20 protein-coding genes and 1 tRNA gene are annotated in these 18,674 nt (G+C 38.9%); 11 read left to right on the top strand and 10 right to left on the bottom strand.

Going from position 1 to position 18,674, the window contains the following annotated elements; genetic code table 11:
* Position 1 precedes the first annotated feature (1 nt).
* From AQPE_RS11120 to AQPE_RS11110, 3 genes are read right to left on the bottom strand one after another with little or no spacing between them, the layout of a single operon-like run.
* On the bottom strand, positions 2-1,627 hold the full coding sequence (locus AQPE_RS11120; RefSeq protein WP_318351130.1) for an aspartyl protease family protein: 1,626 nt from the start codon (positions 1,625-1,627) through the stop codon (positions 2-4).
* Between the two features lie 19 nt (positions 1,628-1,646).
* Positions 1,647-2,678: a FecR family protein gene (locus tag AQPE_RS11115; RefSeq protein ID WP_318351129.1), complete on the bottom strand. Its 1,032-nt coding sequence runs from the start codon at positions 2,676-2,678 to the stop codon at positions 1,647-1,649.
* A 27-nt stretch (positions 2,679-2,705) separates the two neighbouring features.
* Positions 2,706-3,305 carry an RNA polymerase sigma-70 factor gene (locus tag AQPE_RS11110; protein ID WP_318351128.1) on the bottom strand — a complete coding sequence of 200 codons (600 nt, stop codon included), beginning with the start codon at positions 3,303-3,305 and terminating at the stop codon, positions 2,706-2,708.
* Positions 3,306-3,687: 382 nt separating this feature from the next.
* Between AQPE_RS11110 and AQPE_RS11105 the strand changes: the two genes are divergently transcribed.
* Positions 3,688-3,771: transfer RNA gene (locus AQPE_RS11105), tRNA-Leu, on the top strand.
* A gap of 984 nt (positions 3,772-4,755) precedes the next feature.
* Here AQPE_RS11105 and AQPE_RS11100 read toward each other — a convergent pair.
* The 4 genes from AQPE_RS11100 to AQPE_RS11085 form a co-directional block, all read right to left on the bottom strand.
* Entirely contained in the window at positions 4,756-5,094 is a 339-nt protein-coding gene (locus AQPE_RS11100; protein WP_318351127.1) for a type II toxin-antitoxin system RelE/ParE family toxin, read from the bottom strand.
* A complete protein-coding gene (locus AQPE_RS11095; RefSeq protein WP_318351126.1) occupies positions 5,091-5,339 on the bottom strand; it encodes a type II toxin-antitoxin system Phd/YefM family antitoxin in 249 nt (82 codons plus the stop codon). The genes AQPE_RS11100 and AQPE_RS11095 overlap by 4 nt, the downstream gene beginning before the upstream one ends.
* 229 nt (positions 5,340-5,568) lie before the next feature.
* Positions 5,569-6,468 (bottom strand): hypothetical protein, encoded by a 900-nt coding sequence (locus tag AQPE_RS11090; RefSeq protein ID WP_318351125.1) that lies wholly within the window; start codon positions 6,466-6,468, stop codon positions 5,569-5,571.
* A gap of 26 nt (positions 6,469-6,494) precedes the next feature.
* Positions 6,495-7,091, bottom strand: coding sequence for a type VI secretion system tube protein Hcp (locus AQPE_RS11085; RefSeq protein WP_318351124.1), 597 nt, complete (start codon positions 7,089-7,091; stop codon positions 6,495-6,497).
* A 201-nt stretch (positions 7,092-7,292) separates the two neighbouring features.
* On the opposite strand from AQPE_RS11085, the gene AQPE_RS11080 reads away from it, so the two are divergent.
* From AQPE_RS11080 to pepE, 8 genes are all read left to right on the top strand, one after another.
* Complete coding sequence (locus AQPE_RS11080; protein WP_318351123.1) at positions 7,293-7,667, top strand: response regulator; 375 nt, start codon at positions 7,293-7,295, stop codon at positions 7,665-7,667.
* A 123-nt stretch (positions 7,668-7,790) separates the two neighbouring features.
* Positions 7,791-8,267, top strand: coding sequence for a deoxycytidylate deaminase (locus tag AQPE_RS11075; protein ID WP_318351122.1), 477 nt, complete (start codon positions 7,791-7,793; stop codon positions 8,265-8,267).
* A 91-nt stretch (positions 8,268-8,358) separates the two neighbouring features.
* Positions 8,359-9,981, top strand: coding sequence for a S41 family peptidase (locus AQPE_RS11070; protein ID WP_318351121.1), 1,623 nt, complete (start codon positions 8,359-8,361; stop codon positions 9,979-9,981).
* A 41-nt stretch (positions 9,982-10,022) separates the two neighbouring features.
* Positions 10,023-10,508, top strand: a complete 486-nt coding sequence (locus tag AQPE_RS11065) for an RNA polymerase sigma factor (RefSeq protein WP_318351120.1) — start codon at positions 10,023-10,025, stop codon at positions 10,506-10,508.
* Between the two features lie 91 nt (positions 10,509-10,599).
* Entirely contained in the window at positions 10,600-11,637 is a 1,038-nt protein-coding gene (locus tag AQPE_RS11060) for an anti-sigma factor (protein WP_318351119.1), read from the top strand.
* Between the two features lie 61 nt (positions 11,638-11,698).
* The gene (locus AQPE_RS11055) at positions 11,699-12,571 is read left to right on the top strand and encodes an outer membrane beta-barrel protein (protein WP_318351118.1); all 873 of its coding nucleotides are present in this window, start codon (positions 11,699-11,701) and stop codon (positions 12,569-12,571) included.
* Between the two features lie 179 nt (positions 12,572-12,750).
* The gene (locus tag AQPE_RS11050) at positions 12,751-13,554 is read left to right on the top strand and encodes an outer membrane beta-barrel protein (protein WP_318351117.1); all 804 of its coding nucleotides are present in this window, start codon (positions 12,751-12,753) and stop codon (positions 13,552-13,554) included.
* Positions 13,555-13,565: 11 nt separating this feature from the next.
* A complete protein-coding gene (pepE, locus tag AQPE_RS11045; RefSeq protein WP_318351116.1) occupies positions 13,566-14,273 on the top strand; it encodes a dipeptidase PepE in 708 nt (235 codons plus the stop codon).
* 70 nt (positions 14,274-14,343) lie between these two features.
* Here the strand turns inward: pepE and AQPE_RS11040 are convergent, their stop codons facing one another.
* The 3 genes from AQPE_RS11040 to AQPE_RS11030 all read right to left on the bottom strand — a co-directional run bounded on the left by AQPE_RS11040 (position 14,344) and on the right by AQPE_RS11030 (position 16,839).
* Positions 14,344-14,808: a hypothetical protein gene (locus AQPE_RS11040; protein WP_318351115.1), complete on the bottom strand. Its 465-nt coding sequence runs from the start codon at positions 14,806-14,808 to the stop codon at positions 14,344-14,346.
* A 97-nt stretch (positions 14,809-14,905) separates the two neighbouring features.
* Positions 14,906-16,168, bottom strand: coding sequence for a sensor histidine kinase (locus AQPE_RS11035; protein WP_318351114.1), 1,263 nt, complete (start codon positions 16,166-16,168; stop codon positions 14,906-14,908).
* Complete coding sequence (locus AQPE_RS11030; RefSeq protein WP_318351113.1) at positions 16,165-16,839, bottom strand: response regulator transcription factor; 675 nt, start codon at positions 16,837-16,839, stop codon at positions 16,165-16,167. Before AQPE_RS11030 ends, AQPE_RS11035 begins: the two co-directional genes overlap by 4 nt.
* Before the next feature lie 116 nt (positions 16,840-16,955).
* On the opposite strand from AQPE_RS11030, the gene AQPE_RS11025 reads away from it, so the two are divergent.
* Both AQPE_RS11025 and AQPE_RS11020 read left to right on the top strand, forming a co-directional pair.
* Positions 16,956-17,573, top strand: a complete 618-nt coding sequence (locus AQPE_RS11025; protein WP_318351112.1) for a phosphatase PAP2 family protein — start codon at positions 16,956-16,958, stop codon at positions 17,571-17,573.
* Between the two features lie 27 nt (positions 17,574-17,600).
* Positions 17,601-18,620: a YncE family protein gene (locus tag AQPE_RS11020; RefSeq protein WP_318351111.1), complete on the top strand. Its 1,020-nt coding sequence runs from the start codon at positions 17,601-17,603 to the stop codon at positions 18,618-18,620.
* The last annotated feature ends 54 nt before the right edge of the window (positions 18,621-18,674 follow it).

Here is an 18,674-nt window from a genome sequence, read left to right as displayed (position 1 = left end):
CTTAGAACATTTTTTTCAGAAAAAATTCAGCTTTTACTTGTTCTCCATTGCGAAGAACAGTCATTTTAATACGTCTGTCCTGTTGGCTTTGGAATAACAAATTTATATCATTTAATGTCAAAGACTTGTTATTTGTATTATTTAATGAAATGATTTGGTCATTTTCAAGAATTCCGGCATAATACGCAGGCGAGTTTTTACGAATATTGCTAACCAGAAAGATTGGAAGACCCGGCATTGGGTTGGTAACTTCCAAACCACTCATGTTGTAATTAAAATCATCTTTCAGATCGCCATTGGGTCGTAAGATCAAGCGTTTGCCCGGATAATCCATGGTGATGTAAAATCTCCGGAGAATTTCGGCGCCAAGCGTACCGTTACGATCGTTCTTGCCAATTAACTGATCGACCAAATCGTTATCAGGAAAAGCCACAATTGGTTCATACAAAACAAGCGGTCCAACCCAAATTGCTCCGATACGCCCCTTTTTCCCATATAAATCACCACTTAATCCCCGACCCAAAAATGTCTCGATGTGGTTTTCCGGTAATGCTATCCGATTGTCCGAATTTGTTGATAACCAAATAGCGTCGCTCGCTCCGGTATCAACCAGCAATTTAACCGGCACTTCATCATTTTTATCGGTTACAATACTGGTTGTAACGAAAGGTTTGCCCTGTTCGAAACTGAGTGGAAGAACAATATCCCTTTCTCTTTCCTTATAATCAAAGTATTCAGGCTTTATCAGTGTAATTTTGTGTTCAGAATAGTCAATTTTAACCACATAATCTTTAAACAAATTAAAGCCAATCAGTCCATGAACAGGCATTCCGAGGATATGTGATATTTGAAAATTTTCGTTGATAACCATATGGATCTCCTGATTATACGCTACCAGTCCATCCAAATTAATTGTATTATTACCCGAACGGTATGCCGTAAGTTGTTCGCCTTCACCAAGTCCCTTAACACTAATCGGTTGCAGATAATTCAGATTCAGTTTATTCACAAAAGGCAACTCGGTAATAATCGGATATCTGACCCCGGTATCGAGAATAAAATTTAGGGTATCCGAATTATTAATCGCTACCGGGATAATAATCAAATTATTGGAGGATTTAAAATTGAATGTTATCGACTTTTTCTTCGGATTATCAAATACAAACCCGGCTTGATCTGTGTAGTTTCTTATCTTCTTGTCGTAGTCGAGATTTTTGTCCATTTGATCATGATCTCTGACAACCAAAAGATTATCCTGAATCTCGAAAAGAAGTTTTGAGTCTTTCATCAACTGACCAAGCACATACTTTATGGGCTTGTTTGACATATTCAAACTAATATTCTTTCCTTCAATAAGGCTTGAGTTGTATGAATAATCGAGATGAAGGTAACTGCAGATACGTTCAATCACATTCGATAGTGATTCATTTTCAGCGTAAATACTGATATTCTGGTCGAGAACGTCGGCCTTCTGATCTTTTTTAAGTTCCTGTGCCTTATTTTGAATGGTGCTTTGCTTTGGTGTCTTGGTATTTTGCTTCTGACTAAAAGACTGAACTGGCAATGAAATAAACAAGACACAAATTATGAAAAATAAACTAGGGGGTATAATTCGAATTGTTTTCATGGCATTTAAACAATTAAAGTTAGGATCGAGCTTTCAAAAAATACTGTCCATCAACCTCCTGCACCTCTATTTTAAACGTGGTTTCAATCACTTTCAGAATAAAATCGAGCGGGTAGTTATTGAACTGGGCAGTGAGCAGAAGTTCGTTTAGCTTTGGATCGGCCAAACTGATGTTTACTTTGTAAACTTTTTCTAAATTATCAATTACTTCGCGTAACGAAGTCGCCTTAAAAATCAGGTTGTGCGTTTTCCAGGCTAAAAAATTAGGATCTTGGTTCGTGGTTTTATTCAACGTCTTGCTCTCATAAACCAATGTCCCTTTGTCACCCGGAGTCAGGATCAGTTCTTCGGTTTGCAAAGTCTCAGCCATTTTATTCATAACCTGCACTTTACCAGTTTGAACAATGACTTCAACCAATTTAGTTTCCGGATATGCGCTCACACTAAAGCTGGTACCAACTACTTTGATTTGAGCTTTTCCGGCATGAATAATGAACGGTTTATTTTTGTTTGGTTTTACTTCAAAAAAAGCTTCTCCTTCAATACTAATCTCACGGGTTTTGCGCCCAAATTTCTTTGGATAAAACACTTTGGTATCGCTATTTAAAGTAACCAAAGTACCGTCGGGCAAAGTAAAGGTATTTAAAACCTTGTTGGCTGTTGTTAATTCTAACATAACCTCTGTTGCCGATGGATTGTAAAAGACTTCATATCCGGAAACCAGAAGAACAGCAGCAACCAGAATCGCTGCGGCGAACCTGTACATTGGATTTGAAATAAACTTTCGGATTATCGTATTTCCAGATGAAATTCGATTGTGAATCCGGGATTCTACTTTTCCCCACGCCTGTTCTACCGGATACTTTTTCAGATCAAAATACAAGTCAACCTGCTTTGTCATTTTTAAAAGTTGCTCGCCTTCGTTTCCCGACGAGAATATTTCGTTCACAACAGATTTGCTATCCTCTGTCGCAACTTCAGGATTTTCGTCGTAAATCGATTTGGCGAGCAACTCCCAATTTTTATCGTCAATATGTTGATTTGTTTTCATACAACTAAGAGACATTGAAGTATAGGATTAACCCCTATCGGAGCCGTCCGTTTTTTTCAGAATTAAAAATAAAGTCATCAGGTAATTGCTAAAATCCTTTAATTCCTCACGTAAATATTTTAAGGCCAATCCCATTTGCGCCTCAACTGTCTTAACCGAAATATTCAATTCCTCAGCAATTTCCTTATATTTCAAGCCCTGTTCCCGGCTTAACCTGAATATTTCTTTACGTTTGGGAGGGAGTGAATCAATGCTGTTTTCAATTCGCCTGATCAAATCAACCTCCAGATAATATTGCTCGGAATTAATTTCGTGCGCAGCAGCTTCAAGCACCTTATTTGCATATTGCTTCTTGATCTTCTCATGTTGAATCTGATTCAAGCAATGATTGCGAACGGAGCGAAAAAAGTAATGTTTTACTGAAGTTTCAATAGTCAGAACCGCACGTTTTTCCCATATTTTGACAAACATATCCTGAACAATTTCCTCGGCTAATTCGCTGTCATTGAGAAACTGGTTGGCGAAATGACACATAGCCGAATAGTATTTCCGAAACAAGGTCTGAAATGCCCGTTCATCACCTTCTTTCAATTTCAAATACAGTTCCTTGTCTTCTGTCAATTCCATTGTTTTCCGGATTCTGTAGCGATTTTTAGATTCCGGCTAAAGGTATAAAAAAGTAAATTGCATATTATTGATTACTTCTCCTGCTTATAAGCATAAAAAGAAAAATTACACATTCAAAACCCTCCAATTTACACCATTCCTGCATAAATTCACTGATAAAATCTAAAATGAGATCAGTAACTCACGGCTTACAAATATTTAATAAACATAAATTATAAAATTATAAAATACTATAAATCTAATATTTAAAGCACCATATTAATTCAAAAATTAAATCTTCAGAAAGCTTAGAAAATAGAATATTGGAAATAAAACTAAATTTTGTCTGAAATCTTTTGTGCAAAGGATTTTTCCATTATTTTTGCAGCCGGTTTACAAACAAGCCCGAATGGCGGAATTGGTAGACGCGCTGGACTCAAAATCCAGTGATAGCAATATCGTGCCGGTTCGATTCCGGCTTCGGGTACTTGGAAGGAAGAGTCAGATTTTTCAACTGACTCTTCCTTTTTTTGTATATAATTGACTGGTATCCTTGAAGATAACGGATCAATCGGGAAACCTAGGATCAAGACGAATTTTAAGAATAAATTAAAGGAGGTGATTCAGCATCACCTCCTTTAGATTTTAAAGCATCCTCTTCATTACCTCCATAGTAATATCTGCTAGTAGGACAATGAAGAAATGTTGAAGAAATTCCCCACCTACTTGCATAGGTCGAATTTTCTTCCGAAGTTTACCTAATGAAACACTTGGTGCTTCATTAGCATTTTTAAATTTTCTCATAATTTAACATGCAAAAATTTTAATACCAGTCCTATTCGTTGTAGGACTGGTTTTTTTTGCTGTATGCAATATAAGACCTAAGTTTAAAAAAATGAATATGAATTTTGTAAATAATTACAGAAGTTATCAACTTAAAAATGTTAGTCTTCATATAATCAAGACATTAACAATTCTGATGTTACAAAAAGTTTACAAAAACATTAATCAAAATTCGAACGATGAGTTTGTATTATTCAGCAAATAAACTAAATATGAGTTGATTGTGTTGTAGTTTCGTTTGATGTAATTTATGATTAGAATTATCTATAATCTGTTGAAAACTCTGTTTGAGATAATTTGCTATAAAGTATTTAAAAACTCATATTATTAATGGTTTAGGTCATATCTAATCAGTTATTCTATAATTTTAAGACTTAAAATTCAAATAAAAACAAATATGTAGAGTATGAACAATCAAAACCTGTTTGTTCATAACAGTTTCTTCGGTCGCTTCTGTATAACAAATAACCGGGGATTTCAACAGACTTATTAACCTTTCAATTTTTGCAAGAGATCTGGAACCGGCAAAAGTTTGGGTACTTCAGCAACAAAAAAGCCCCGCACGAATGCAGGGCTTGTTCTAGAGGTATATGTTTGAGCTCGGGGACGCTGTTAAAATCCTAAAAATTTATAACCCGTTATTTTTCAATATCGTGTTCATTTGTTTTATCTCAACCGTCGAAAGCTCACTTTTGTCGTAAATGGCAACTAAATAAACCGTATCCTCTTGTTTAGCTAAAATGATTTCGTGATACGAAATAATCCGAAGCCCTCCACTTTTCCCTTTCCCTTTTGACTTAACAGCAATTCGGGCTTTAAACAAACCATTACCTAAATCAACGCCTTGTGGTCCAGCCGACTCTGTTAAATCAAGAAACTGCCCAAATTCTTGCTTCAGGCTCACATACTTTTTACTAAGCCGTTTCAGATTCTTTGCAAATTCGGGTAAAGCAATTACATGTATCATAATTCAGACAATAATTCACGCGCTGATTTGCCTTTCAGTTGTACAGCCTTTGCCTTCTTTAGTTCGTTCAGTCCCTTTTCCAGACTTTTTGCAGCCGGAAACAAAGAATTATATTCGTCCAGCGACATCATAACAATACTTTTACCTTTTGGGCGGTGTACTACCAGCAATTCAGCGTTGTCTGAAATAGCGTCTAGGTTCGCCTTTAAATTCTCCCTCAGTTCCGAATAGTTTACTGCTTTCATAATTACGTGTGTTATTCCGTACAAAATTAAGTACTTATTTCCATAGTTTAGCAACTATACACTAAAATCTGCAAATTTTTTACTTATAGCCGGTCAACAATAATTTACAAGGCAACTCCCGATCGTATCGACAAATAATAAAATCGCTGCCTGAACCCGCAAAAGTTAGTTAAGATTTGATTTTTCATTTTCCTTGCTTATCTGATAGGATACCTGGTTCGGGTACATATCAGAAGGTTACCGTAAGCATAATCGATTGATCAACCAAATTGTCTGCAGACAGATTCAAATCGTGTACCTGATGAAAATTATACTCCATTCCAACTTTCTTATAGAACAATCCTGAACGAACCAGAATTGACCTCCGGCTTGAATCAAAATCCTTAAAGAAATTTTCTCTGGATAGCGCAACGGCTTTAGCATTCAGCACAAAATTCAAAGATTCGGATATTTTTGAGTTAGCATTCATCTCTATGATCCCGCTAAAGCCTGACTCAAAACTGGAATTATTGCCAACGACATTAATCGTTTTGAACTTACTGTCAAGCGTTTGCTGAAATGCATATCCAAGTCCATAAGTGAACTCCCATGTTGTATTATCTTCTTTCTGATATGAATAGTGTTTTTGACCTAGAAAAAGCGTTTGATACAAAAACAATGGATCGAGAAAACTAGTTGGGTTATCTCCAATTGTTCCTTTACCCAAATTAGTTTCAGCAGTCGTTTCAAGGAATAACCTGATCTTTGGAACTTTTATCAACGGTATGGACGGTGTAATTGAAAGAATAAAAGCATCCTGCAATTTTTCTGCATCCTGTCCTTTTACCTTACTTTCACCATATTGCATGAACAACGTTGAGCTAAGGTCAAACTTCTTTCCGATGTAATCAAAATCAGAATTTAACGTACCCAGCCATTGCAAATTAGTGATTCGGATTCCACTGGCATTAGAATCACCAAAAGTAAGACCAAGGCTCGGCCGAATATGAAACTGAAAATTTTTCTCCTTGCTTTCAGGGACAATAGAATCATTCTGTTGTAATTCGTTGCCGGATCTTGGATGTGCATATGTTTTACATGATAATCCTGAAATGATTATCAGGCACAAAAGCATTGACCGAATTTTCATGCCAGTTGATTTTTGGGTTGGTGTTTTTATTTCATAAGTGTAACATGGCCTGTTTTAGTATGTTTCGATGCCATGTATTCTCCATTTTCCACAGCCAGATTGAAAGTTGCTTCGTAACGTTTGGCAACGCCAGTTCCCGCATTTGATTCGCCCCAACTCCATGAAACAACCAAATCGCAGTCATCGTCCTTTCCGTCAGTTGGCAAAGTAATCTGACCATTTATTACCGGTAACTTTGTCGTTCTTCCATTACAAGTAAACACAACACTGAGGTCGCTGTATGATGCTTTACCAGTAGAAGCTTTGGTAGGAGATTCCCGTATCGCTGCAGGCGAGCTCCTATCTAGTTCTTTCGTGATTACAAATGGTTTATGCATCCGTTTTCCGGTTGGCAATCCACTTGCTGCATCTCTTGGACTTACAATATCCTGTTCGAAGCTTATGACGCAACTTCCATCGGTACAACGGATTTTTCCTACGCAAGCGCCAGGAGAATCCACACTTGACTTGTTGTTTTTAATGTTGCTTCTGGTGGTATTTAACGAAGCATTTTGTGCATACAACCCACTGGACAAACTTACAGTTACAATAACAGCCAATAAAGTAAAAATTTGCCTTTTCATAATCGATAGTTTTAAGGTTTCTAATTTAGTTTCTAAATTAAAAGACAAACAAGTCTTTTAATTGTTTAAAACCAAGATTAAGTTGACAAAAAATGCTCGTTACAAATTAGAAACTAGAAATTATCGTATAAAGAATAGCATTTCAAAGAATGTTTCGATATATTTGATTAGTTAAAAAATTACCTACGATTTTAGCGAAATATGGAAGAAAAAACATACCCTAGCATTTTGATTGCTGAAGATGTTGAGTCTAATTTTCTTTACCTGAAAGCTGTTCTGAGTAAATTAAATGCTACAATTTACTGGGCAAAAAACGGTATTGAAGCGGTTGAAATATGCGAAAATAACTCCATCGATCTGGTATTTATGGATCTGCAAATGCCTGAAATGAATGGTTATGAGGCGACTGAAATATTAAAAAAGAAATTTCCAATGCTACCAATTGTTGCCCAAACAGCTTTTGCGATGTCTGATGACCGTGAAAAAGCATTAGATGCCGGCTGTGACGATTACCTAGCAAAACCAATCAAATCAAAAGATCTATTGAGTGTAGTTGAGAAGTTCATCAAATTATAAAAACTCTGTTCTGAGTTTCTGAAAAACGTCCATCATATAAAAGATGGACGTTTTTTGTAATATATAGGGCATACTAATTACACATCAATCATTACTTTTACCAACAAATAACTCGGAATAAATATGTGTTGCAACGATACAAATGCTGAAACTCCAATAAATGAACCGGGAAGCGAAACTTCTCCAAACAAACAATTTCTGCTCGATCAGAGATACCTGAAAATGGCAGCTATCTGGGCTCAAAATTCCTATTGCAAACGCCGTCAGGTAGGTGCGCTGCTGGTAAAAGATAAAATGATTATTTCCGACGGGTACAATGGAACCCCTTCCGGATTTGAAAATAATTGCGAAGACGAAAACAACCGTACCTTTCCATACGTTCTACATGCGGAGGCCAATGCAATTACAAAAGTCGCTAAGTCGAACAATAGCAGTGACGGAGCAACTCTATATGTAACCTCCTCTCCTTGCCTGGAATGTTCAAAACTCATTATACAGGCAGGAATAAAAAGAGTAATATTTTACGATAACTATCATCACGATGATGGAATAATACTTTTAAGAAACGCAAATATCGAAGTTGTTCAGATAGATCTATAACCATATAGGCACATCGAAGATATAAAGGACTGAATTAGATATAAAAGACCATCGGCCCGTTTGTTAACAATTGAAAACAAATTACATACGAATGAAAAATATCAAATTATATATTCCGGTTTTAGTAGCAATAACATTGGTTCTCGGTATTTTAATCGGCAACAGGCTTAGCCGCAATGCCGGGAAAAACATTCCGGCTACCTCCAATGTCAATAAATTCGATGCAATAGTCAATCTCATCCAAAATGCCTATGTTGATTCCATATCAACTGATTCGCTGATCGAAAAAACAATTCCACAATTGCTCAAAAATCTCGATCCACATACCACTTATATTCCAGCTAAAGAAATGGTTGGTGTCGAAGAAGAAATGAGAGGTAACTTTGGAGGAATCGGAGTTCAATTCTCTATTCAAAACGATACGGTAATGGTAGTAGATGTGATTTCGGGCGGACCGTCGTCCAAGCTTGGAATTATGCCCGGCGACCGTATTATAACCGTAAACGATACCTCACTTGTTGTTAAAGGCCTGAAGAATGAAAAAGTACTTTCAAAACTTCGTGGCGAAAAAGGAACGATAGTGAATGTAGGAATTAAACGTAAAGGTTTTAAAGCTCCGATTGCATTTTCAATAACCCGTGGCGATATTCCAATTTACAGTGTTGATGTTAATTACATGATTGACGCAACTACCGGATACATTAAAGTTAGCCGCTTTGGCGAGCAAACTTATGAAGAATTTATGGAAGGAATGAAGGCACTCGATCAACAGGGAATGAAGAATGTTATTGTTGATTTACGCGGAAATCCAGGAGGTTACCTCAATGCCGTTATCAAAATGGTTAACGAATTTCTCGATAAAGGTGAACTAATAGTTTATACACAAGGCAATGCTCAGGCTCGTAAAACGTTTCAGGCCGACAGCAGAGGAGCTTACCGCGATAAAGGAATAATTGTTTTAGTCGACGATTTCTCGGCTTCTGCCAGCGAAATATTTGCAGGAGCCATTCAGGATAACGACCGAGGTTGGATTATTGGCCGACGTTCGTTTGGAAAAGGATTGGTTCAGGAACAAATACCATTTAACGATGGAAGTGCTGTCCGTTTAACCGTTGCCCGATATTACACTCCAAGCGGCCGTTGTATCCAAAAGCCTTACGATAAGGGAAATGATGAATATTACAAAGACATTATGGAACGCGCCATTCATGGAGAATTCCAAAAAGTTGACAGTATAAAATATGCCGATACTGTAAAATACAAAACGCTCTCCGGACGAATTGTACACGGCGGCGGCGGAATTATGCCCGACTTCTTTGTTCCAGCTGATACAACCGGATACTCGGAGTATTATTCAAAAGTGACACAGAAAGGCTTGGTTTACCAGTTCGCATTGGATTATGCCGATTCGAACCGGAAAGAACTTTCATCTTTCAAATCTGCAGCCGATTTCGAAACATATTTCGGTAAGGTTAACATCTTAAATTTGTTTACTGTCTTTGCCGAAAAGAAAGGTGTCAAAACCAATCCCACCGATCTAAAAATATCTTCGAAGATTATCGACAGTAAGGTTAAGGCCTACATTGCCCGCAACATCATTGGTGAAAAAGGATTTTATCCGATCATTCAAAACATCGACAAGACTTTACTTCAAGCCATCGAAAAGACCAAACTTCCCATTCAGCAAAATTTAGTCGGTGCTGTAACTAAATAAGAGGTTGATCGTCTTACGAAGTAAAAAGTAAGCAAATCAGCATGAATGTAAAGGAATACAACCAATCGGTTGATCTTTATTCAGATAATGTTTTCCGCTTTATCCTGAAGAATATCAAGGACGAAGAACGTGCCCGTGATATTGTTCAGGATAGCTATGAGAAATTGTGGCGAAACGCCGGAAACGTCAGTTTTGATAAGGTAAAATCCTATCTATTCACAACTGCTTACCACACCATGATAGATATTTTGCGGAAAGATAAGCGGCAGACTTATATCGCCGATTACCAAATTCCGGAAGACGTGCACGATACACAATACTCCGATTTGGCTGAAATCCTGAATATCGCAGTAGGACAATTGCCTGAAATTCAACGCACAGTAGTTCTACTGCGCGATTACGAAGGATATTCGTACCAGGAAATTGGAGATATTACAAAATTGAGTGAAGCCCAGGTTAAGGTTTACATATACCGTGCAAGGGTTTTCCTTAAAAATTACATCGGTAAAATGGAGGTAGTCGTATGAAACGAGCCATGAGAGACTTCACACACAGGAGAATCCGCCAACTGGCGGATGGCGAGTTCCATCTGGCAATTAAAAAACAAATTACAGACAGATGAAAATCACAAGAGATAATTACGAATCCTTTTTCATAGATTACATGGAAGGTAATCTACCAGAAAGCTTGATCGACCAGTTTTTGGATTTCTTGAACCAAAATCCTGATTTGAAGGAAGAACTTCATCTTTTTGAAGAAATTAAACTCCCGCAAGAATTTGTTGTATTTCAGGAAAAGAAACAGTTGCATAAAAGTTTGGCTGACGAAAACAGTAGGCTTGAAAACACTGTTGTGGCCTATATGGAAGGCGATTTGGATGCCAATGAAAATAAAGTGTTTGAAACATTCCTTGCCGGTAATCCTGAATTGAAAAAAGAATACGATTTATTTGCCAGAACACGTTTGAAACCAGATTCAGGAATAAAATATCCGAAAAAACGGAAGCTATACCGAAAATCGGGAGCAACAATTGTGATGAACTGGGTTGCCCGGGCTGCTGCAGTAATTCTGCTAGCTTGGGGAATTAATTCTGTCATTCAAACTCCGAATTCTCCTGAATCGCAAAAAACAAAAATGGAACTGGCTGGGGCATTGCCAAAAGCCACACCTAATGCCATAGCTAAAAAAGCAGAATCAAAAGAGACGATCCAAACAGCGGCAGGTCCTGCGAAAAGTAAGCCTGAAAAAGTAAATACCGTTCAGAAAAAAACCAAAATTGAGCCGGAAGAAACCCGACCCATAGATTCGCCCGCTACAACCCTTGATTTGACTGCACTTACACAAATTGACCCGATAGTTCCTAAACTTGATCAGGAACCCTTAAAAGAACAGTTGGCGTTCTCCCGCGCGGTTAATATGATGAAAATAAATGAGTCGAAAAATGTGATGTCAGTTGAAGAGTTTCTGGCAAGCCGGGTTCAAAAAGTCGGTAAAGAAGGCCTGTTTTCGGCACAGCGAATTGCCCGCCTGGGCTTAAACCTGGCATCGGAGATTTCAGGCGAACGGATTGGATACGAGGTGAAAAACGGGAAAATTACCAGTGTTGATTTCGAAAGCAAACTGATGGCCTTTTCAATTCCTCTCGAAAAAAAATAAACCGGCTGTAACATTTCGAAACAGCTCGCCGTCATACCTGCAAATTTTAAAACTTACAGCCATGAAACAAATTATTCTCTCTATCATCGCAATAGCTGCATTCACTCTGAATTTAACAGCTCAGGAGACAATTTCTGAAATAAAACTTTCCAACTCGTCTCCAGATGTGATTCTTAATTCAGATACCGTTAATCAGCAGAAAACTCAGGATACAGCGATTGTGCGCATCGGTAAGAAGGACGTCAGGGTAATCGATCATGACGGAGGTACTGAAATCCTTTGGGGAAGAAATAAGCACCACGAAGTTGACCCCAATAAATTCAAAGGACACTGGGAAGGAATTGAATTTGGATTTAATGCTTTTGACAAACCCGACTATAGCATGTACAACGCATCTGATAAAGATTTCATGTCGCTTAATCAGGGTAAATCATTGGAAATCGATTTTAACTTTTACGAGTTGAATATTGGTTTATGCAAGAATTACATTGGGCTCGTTTCCGGAATGGGTTTAAGTTTCAACAATTATCGATTTGAAAACTCTTATACCTTGCAAAAAGGACAGTTCATGACCGAGCCCGTTAGCCTAAATCCTGATAACCTTTCGAAAACAAAACTTGCCATTACTTACCTGAATGTCCCACTTTTACTGGAGTTTCAGGTTCCGGTAAATCACAACGAAGGCCGTTTGTTCGTAAATGCAGGTATCATTGGAGGCGTTAAAATCGGATCGCATACGAAAGTAAAATATGGCGACAAAAAAGATAAAGACCGGAGTGGATTCAATCTTAATGCGTTCAAATACGAAGCCACAGCACGTATCGGATACAAAGACATTTGTTTGTTTGCCAATTACAGCCTGACTCCATTGTTTCAATCAGGCAAAGGGCCCGAACTTACACCATTCACCATCGGAATTAGCTTTCTAAATTAAACAGCAAATAGTTCAGAAAACCAAAAAGGAGTTTATCGAGACGGATAGACTCCTTTTGCTTTTGATTACTTACCTTTGCAATAAGAAAAATTCGAAGTGCCTTGGTTCGGAGTGCCTTGAGCACTTCAAAAATTTAACTTTAGGCACTCCAAATTTTAGGCACTTTAGGTACTTTTCCAATGAAACACCTGTTTTTCATCCTTCTGGCATCCTTCGCTTCGTTTCTGGCATTTGCCCAGGAAAATGACTCGATCATTGTCGTTCAGAGCCCCAAAGGCAGGCTCTCCGGATTGATTGATGTGCAGGATTTAACGAATGAAGGTTACAACTATTGGGATGAGAAATTTGAGGGCCACTGGTCAGGAATTGAATTTGGATTTAATGGATTGGCAAACGCAGGTTACAGCATGTATCCGGCTTCTGAAGACCACTTCCTCGACAACGACCTGTTTCGCTCAAATGTGTTGAACCTGAATATCCTGCAATACTCAAGAGGATTCCAGCAAACCCGGAATAACATTGGCTTGGTTACCGGACTGGGATTGAGTTTCCAAAGCTATCATCTGGATAACAATACGACCATTTCGATCGACGAAACCAAGAAAATACATCCTTCAATAATCTATTACGATTCCAGCCAAAAATCAAAACTTTCCATTGCATATCTGGAAGTCCCTTTACTTGTTGAGTTTCAAATTCCAATTCGCAACAATGCCAACCGCCTGTATTTTGCAACAGGCGTAACCGGAGCCAAAAAGTTTGAATCGCATACCAAATTGAAATACCGGAAAGACGGCAAAAGGGAGAAATTGAAATCGCCCGGCGATTACTCAATTAACGATTACAAAGTAGCGGCAACATTCCGAATGGGTTACCGCTGGGCGAATCTTTTTGCATCATATGATATCGTGCCTTTATTTGAACGCCGTCGCGGGCCTGTCATCTATCCCTTCTCGTTTGGATTTAAACTAATCTCATTCTAAACAAAATACACATGAAACTTCTTCTTATCAGCAACTCGACTATGCCAGGGGAGGCATACCTCGACTATCCCAAACACGAAATCAAAAAGTTTTTAGGCGATAAACCATTGAACGCATTGTTTATTCCATACGCCGCAGTAACATTTTCATTCGACATTTATGAGCAAAAAGTAGCTGAACGCTTTGCCGAATTGGGCTTTCAAGTGAAAAGCATTCACCATTTCAGCGATCCGGTTAAGGCAGTGAAAGATGCAGAAGTGATTGTAGTTGGAGGCGGTAATACCTGGCAACTGGTCAGGATGCTGCACGATAATCAACTGATGCAAGTGATTCGCGAAAAAGTGAAGAACGGAACACCATACATTGGCTGGAGTGCGGGATCGAATGTGGCCTGCCCTACCCTTCGCACGACCAACGATATGCCAATCATCGACCCGAAAGGCTTTGATACAACTGGCTTGGTTCCGTTCCAGATTAACCCACATTACCTCGATGCCAATCCTGAAGGACATGGCGGCGAAACCCGCGAACAGCGTATCGAAGAATTTCTTGAAATTAATAATGATATGTATGTCGTTGGGTTACGTGAAGGAACCATGTTGCTTGTTGAAGATAAAAAAATGCAACTGATTGGAAGCCGGACTGCACGTATATTCAGGAAAGGAAATACTCCGGTTGAGTTGAGTTCGGCTGATGATTTGAGCTTTTTACTTAAGTAATCAAATCCTGCACCACATAACCCTACCTGCTTTCAAAACAAGTAGGGTTTTGTAAAAAATACTTCCTGACCTAATCCTTTACTTCTGCTTCTTTCAGAGGTTCCTTTGATACCAATTTTCCAGTCGTATCAAACGAAATTTCCAGTTTTTCCTTGCCTTTGGCTGCTTCCATTTCAAAAGAAATAGTTCCCTTTGAATTGGTCGCTTTTTCAATTTCATCAAGTTTATATCCGACAAAATCATTGGCAATTGTAGCTTTTACGGCCAGTGGCAATTCACTTTCTTTGATTTCGGTTTCTGTTTCCAGCAGATTTCCCTTGGTATCAAATAGCGCCGATGATTCGACTCCGCTCAGAACATATTCCACTTCAAACTCGCCGGGTTTTTCAATGCTCCATTTAGCCTTTTGTGCTGACGGAAATTTTGCTACAAAACCGACTTTAGCTGTTACCGGAATTTTGTCATCTTTTTGATTTGCGGCAGAAACACTAATCACCAAAGCAATACCAGCGAATAACATTAATAACTTTTTCATGTTTTTTGTTTTTATTTGATTTACAAACCAAAGTTACCTTGTGAGTTGGTAGAAATTTGGGATTTAAACTGGTAGTCTACATGTTCAGAAATTCTTTCTACGACTTCTTGCTTATCTTCATGTGGTGCATTCCATCCGAATAGCTATAATTCAAGTCAAGATGATAATTCTTGCAAATTTCGTATGCAATGGCAAGTCCCAGGCCATTTGATTCGTTCGAAGTTGTTTGTTTGGCAAACCGGAGAAATAACCGAGAACCATCCATTTCTCCATGTTGGCTGGTATTCGAAATAGTCAGTTCCTGATTCGCACATGAAATAATAAATTGTCCATTTTCAATATTATGCCGCAGCGCATTGCTAACCAAATTATTGATTAGAATATCGGCCAGCAAAGGATTCATGCGAAATACAACCTGATTATCTAGCCGAACAGTCACTTCAATTTGTTTCAGGGAGAAAAGTTCTTCCAGATAATCTAGCTTGGACTGAACCAACGCACAAATATCGATTTCGGACGTTTTGACAAATTGCCGGTTTTCAATTTTGGAAAGCAAAAGCAAAGCTTCGTTGAGTTTTGAAAGACGGATCGTGGATTCGAAGGCTGCTCGAATTCGCTGATGTTGCTGGTCGTCCAGTGTTTTATCCTGCAACACCATTTCCAACTTTGATTTAATAATGGCCAGCGGAGTTTGTATCTCATGTGAAGCATTTTCAGTGAACTCCTTCAGGTTGACAAAGTCGGTCCGAATTTTCTGCATCATATTTTCAAGCGTGCTGTTTAGCTGATCAAATTCTGAAATGCCTGTCCGATCAAAACTGACAACCTGACTTTCACCAATCTTCCAGTTATTTAGCACCGAAAGACTCTTGAAAAATGGCTTCCATGCGTTGTTAGATAGCCATCGGTTCAGGAAAAAAAGCGCCAGTAAAACAAGTACAAACAGTACAACCATAAACGAGACAATAACAATCAGAAGGTCTTCAGATTCGAGCAACGATTGCAGTAAAATAACTTCATAAAACTGCCCACCCGAATGAACTGTAAAAGTCATTTTTCGGAAGGGGATCAGTTCTTTTTCCTCCTGATCGAAAGCCAAAGTATCTGAAAAAACAGTGTATTGACGCATTTTTTCAGTGCGTTTAATGAAGATCGAATGATCAGGAGATTCTATTGATTCTGAGGTTGGAGTATTTTGCTGAAGGTTTAGAAGGATATACGCTTTGCGTGACTCAAGCATTTCACGGATATTTTGATCAACTACCTTGTCTAAAGCAAAGTAGAACAGCACTCCGGCGAATGAGAACACCAGGAATGTGACTCCAAGAAAACGAATGTTTATTTTGGTTTGAAGCTTCATGCAATAAAAGTATATCCGGTTCCGTATACATTTTGAAAATAGTCAGTCCCGGTTCGTTCAAGCAGTTTCCGCCGCAGGTTTTTGATGTGCGAATAAACAAAATCGAATGAATCGGCAGAGTCAGCAAAGTCGCCCCAAAGGTGCTCGGCAATCGACTCTTTGGTGAGTACGCGACCGCGATTGGAGACAAAAAACATCAACAAATCAAATTCTTTACGGGTGAGTTGAAGCGGCTCACCACCGACCAAAACCTGCTTGTTTTCGGGCTGAATGGTTATTTTATCAATGACCAATTCCTGTTTGCCTTCAAATTTTCGGCGACGAAGCAGCGATTTAATGCGCGAATTAAGTTCCGGAAGATGAAACGGTTTGGTCAGGTAATCGTCGGCGCCGAAATCCAGTCCCGAAATTTTATCGTCCAGCGAATTTTTAGCCGAGATGATGATAATTCCGGTTTCAGGATGGCATTTCTTAAGTTCTTTAACCAGCAACAAACCACTTCCATCGGGCAGACCTATATCAACAAGCATACAATCGTACTCGTAAAGGTTCACCTTTTCCGAACCCAGTTCAACCGTCGCAGCTTGTTCGCACCTGTAACCTTCTTCCTCCAAATAAGAAACAATGGTTTCGCAAAGGGCAAGTTCGTCTTCAATCACTAAAATCTTCATCCTGAAAAGTTTTGTACAAATATATCAGCAAATATTGGAGGAATTTGGAATGCGAAAACAGGAATACAGAATCTCTACAAAATTGAGTACTACTTTCGATGAAAATCATCGAATAAATGAAACAAATACTTCTGTTTTTGCTACTACTGCTTTCGGCCACTACCTACTCGCAAAACCTGGATATACGGATTTTACGACAAATCAATGAACACCGGAATGTGCATTTGGATGGCACTTTTAAAACAATTTCTACCAGTGTTTCTCCCATCAGCATTGGTGCTCCAATCCTGATTTTTGGAACTGGATTGATTAAAAAAGATCAGGAATTAAGACAAAAGGGACTTATGATTGGTGAGTCATTTCTGGTAACAACCGTATTTGCTACCGCCCTGAAACATGCCGTTAACCGAGCCAGGCCATTCGAAACTTATCCCGACATTCAAAAACTGAGCGCCGGGGGAAGTTCCTCATTCCCTTCAGGTCACACTTCTGACGTCTTTTCAACGGCCACCTCGTTGAGCCTGGCGTTTCCCAAATGGTATGTGATTGCGCCTTGCTATACTTATGCCGCATTGGTCGGATATTCCCGGATGCACCTCGGCGTTCATTACCCGAGCGACGTGCTGGCAGGTGCTGTAGTTGGTGCCGGATCAGCATTTCTTTGTTATAAAGCACAAAAGTGGTTGAATCACCGAAATCGAAAAAAACAGAATAAACCAATTGGTAATTTGTAAGTCTATAAATAGCTAAAAATCAAGAAAATGAAAAACTTACTATCCATCATCTGCATTGTAGTTCTGCTCGTTAGTGGTAACCTTGTCAGTGCTCAATCGGGGTACAAAGTAGTTAACCAAATACATCTCGAAGGCGATGGAGGCTGGGATTATCTCTCGGTTGACGAAACGGCCGGTCGTATGTATGTTTCTCATGCGTCAATGGCGCTTGTTGTTGACTTGAAAACAGGTAAACAAATTGGCAAAATTCCAGATACCAATGGAATTCATGGAATAGCTGTTGCACTAAGCTTAAATAAAGGTTTTACCAGCAATGGCCGCGACAATTCAGTAACTGTTTTCGATTTAAAAACCTTGGAAGTCATCGAAAAAATTCAAGTGTCAGGTAAAAATCCGGATGCCATTTTATTTGATCCTTTTTCTCAAAAGGTTTATACTTTCAATGGTGGAAGTTCCAATGCCTCAGTAATTGACCCCGCACAAAGCAAGGAAATTGGGACCATTCAACTCGATGGTAAACCCGAATTTCCGCAAACCGACGGCAAAGGAATCATCTACGTAAACATAGAGGATAAAAGCGAAATCAGTGTCATCAATCCCAAAACGCTGAAGGTTGAAAAAAGCTGGTCGATTGCTCCGGGCGAAGAACCCAGCGGATTGGCATTGGACAACGAAACGCACCGTCTTTTCAGCGTCTGCGGAAATAAACTAATGGTTGTTTCGGATGCCGAAGCCGGAAAAGTAATCACCACACTCCCGATTGGTGACGGCTGCGATGGCGTGGCTTTCGACCCCACTTTGAAACGTGCATTTAGCTCAAATGGCGGTGATGGTACAATTACAGTTGTTCAGGAAGAAAATAAGGACAGTTTCAAAGTTCTTGAAACAGTAACCTCTCAAAGAGGCGCCCGCACGATTACCATCGATAAAACAACCCATCATTTGTATTTGTCAACCGCCGAATTTGGAGAATCCAAAGCTGGCGAACGTCGCCCGCCAATGAAACCAGGAACGTTTATGGTTTTGGATGTGGCTCCGATGAAATAAAAGCATCCTCTAAATCCCCTACCTAAAGTTAGGATTTAAAGTAACCTATCGATA

The organism is Aquipluma nitroreducens (assembly GCF_009689585.1).
Taxonomy (GTDB): domain Bacteria; phylum Bacteroidota; class Bacteroidia; order Bacteroidales; family Prolixibacteraceae; genus Aquipluma; species Aquipluma nitroreducens.
Note: the sequence above shows the minus strand (reverse complement) of the source record. Positions and strands in the feature narration are given on the sequence as shown.

Excerpts from the sequence above, each read along its gene's own strand:
- AQPE_RS11120 (WP_318351130.1), bottom strand. The coding sequence starts at position 1,627 with ATGAAAACAATTCGAATTATACCCCCTAGTTTATTTTTCATAATTTGT.
- AQPE_RS11115 (WP_318351129.1), bottom strand. The coding sequence starts at position 2,678 with ATGAAAACAAATCAACATATTGACGATAAAAATTGGGAGTTGCTCGCC.
- AQPE_RS11110 (WP_318351128.1), bottom strand. The coding sequence starts at position 3,305 with ATGGAATTGACAGAAGACAAGGAACTGTATTTGAAATTGAAAGAAGGT.
- AQPE_RS11100 (WP_318351127.1), bottom strand. The coding sequence starts at position 5,094 with ATGATACATGTAATTGCTTTACCCGAATTTGCAAAGAATCTGAAACGG.
- AQPE_RS11095 (WP_318351126.1), bottom strand. The coding sequence starts at position 5,339 with ATGAAAGCAGTAAACTATTCGGAACTGAGGGAGAATTTAAAGGCGAAC.
- AQPE_RS11090 (WP_318351125.1), bottom strand. The coding sequence starts at position 6,468 with ATGAAAATTCGGTCAATGCTTTTGTGCCTGATAATCATTTCAGGATTA.
- AQPE_RS11085 (WP_318351124.1), bottom strand. The coding sequence starts at position 7,091 with ATGAAAAGGCAAATTTTTACTTTATTGGCTGTTATTGTAACTGTAAGT.
- AQPE_RS11080 (WP_318351123.1), top strand. The coding sequence starts at position 7,293 with ATGGAAGAAAAAACATACCCTAGCATTTTGATTGCTGAAGATGTTGAG.
- AQPE_RS11075 (WP_318351122.1), top strand. The coding sequence starts at position 7,791 with ATGTGTTGCAACGATACAAATGCTGAAACTCCAATAAATGAACCGGGA.
- AQPE_RS11070 (WP_318351121.1), top strand. The coding sequence starts at position 8,359 with ATGAAAAATATCAAATTATATATTCCGGTTTTAGTAGCAATAACATTG.
- AQPE_RS11065 (WP_318351120.1), top strand. The coding sequence starts at position 10,023 with ATGAATGTAAAGGAATACAACCAATCGGTTGATCTTTATTCAGATAAT.
- AQPE_RS11060 (WP_318351119.1), top strand. The coding sequence starts at position 10,600 with ATGAAAATCACAAGAGATAATTACGAATCCTTTTTCATAGATTACATG.
- AQPE_RS11055 (WP_318351118.1), top strand. The coding sequence starts at position 11,699 with ATGAAACAAATTATTCTCTCTATCATCGCAATAGCTGCATTCACTCTG.
- AQPE_RS11050 (WP_318351117.1), top strand. The coding sequence starts at position 12,751 with ATGAAACACCTGTTTTTCATCCTTCTGGCATCCTTCGCTTCGTTTCTG.
- pepE (WP_318351116.1), top strand. The coding sequence starts at position 13,566 with ATGAAACTTCTTCTTATCAGCAACTCGACTATGCCAGGGGAGGCATAC.
- AQPE_RS11040 (WP_318351115.1), bottom strand. The coding sequence starts at position 14,808 with ATGAAAAAGTTATTAATGTTATTCGCTGGTATTGCTTTGGTGATTAGT.
- AQPE_RS11035 (WP_318351114.1), bottom strand. The coding sequence starts at position 16,168 with ATGAAGCTTCAAACCAAAATAAACATTCGTTTTCTTGGAGTCACATTC.
- AQPE_RS11030 (WP_318351113.1), bottom strand. The coding sequence starts at position 16,839 with ATGAAGATTTTAGTGATTGAAGACGAACTTGCCCTTTGCGAAACCATT.
- AQPE_RS11025 (WP_318351112.1), top strand. The coding sequence starts at position 16,956 with ATGAAACAAATACTTCTGTTTTTGCTACTACTGCTTTCGGCCACTACC.
- AQPE_RS11020 (WP_318351111.1), top strand. The coding sequence starts at position 17,601 with ATGAAAAACTTACTATCCATCATCTGCATTGTAGTTCTGCTCGTTAGT.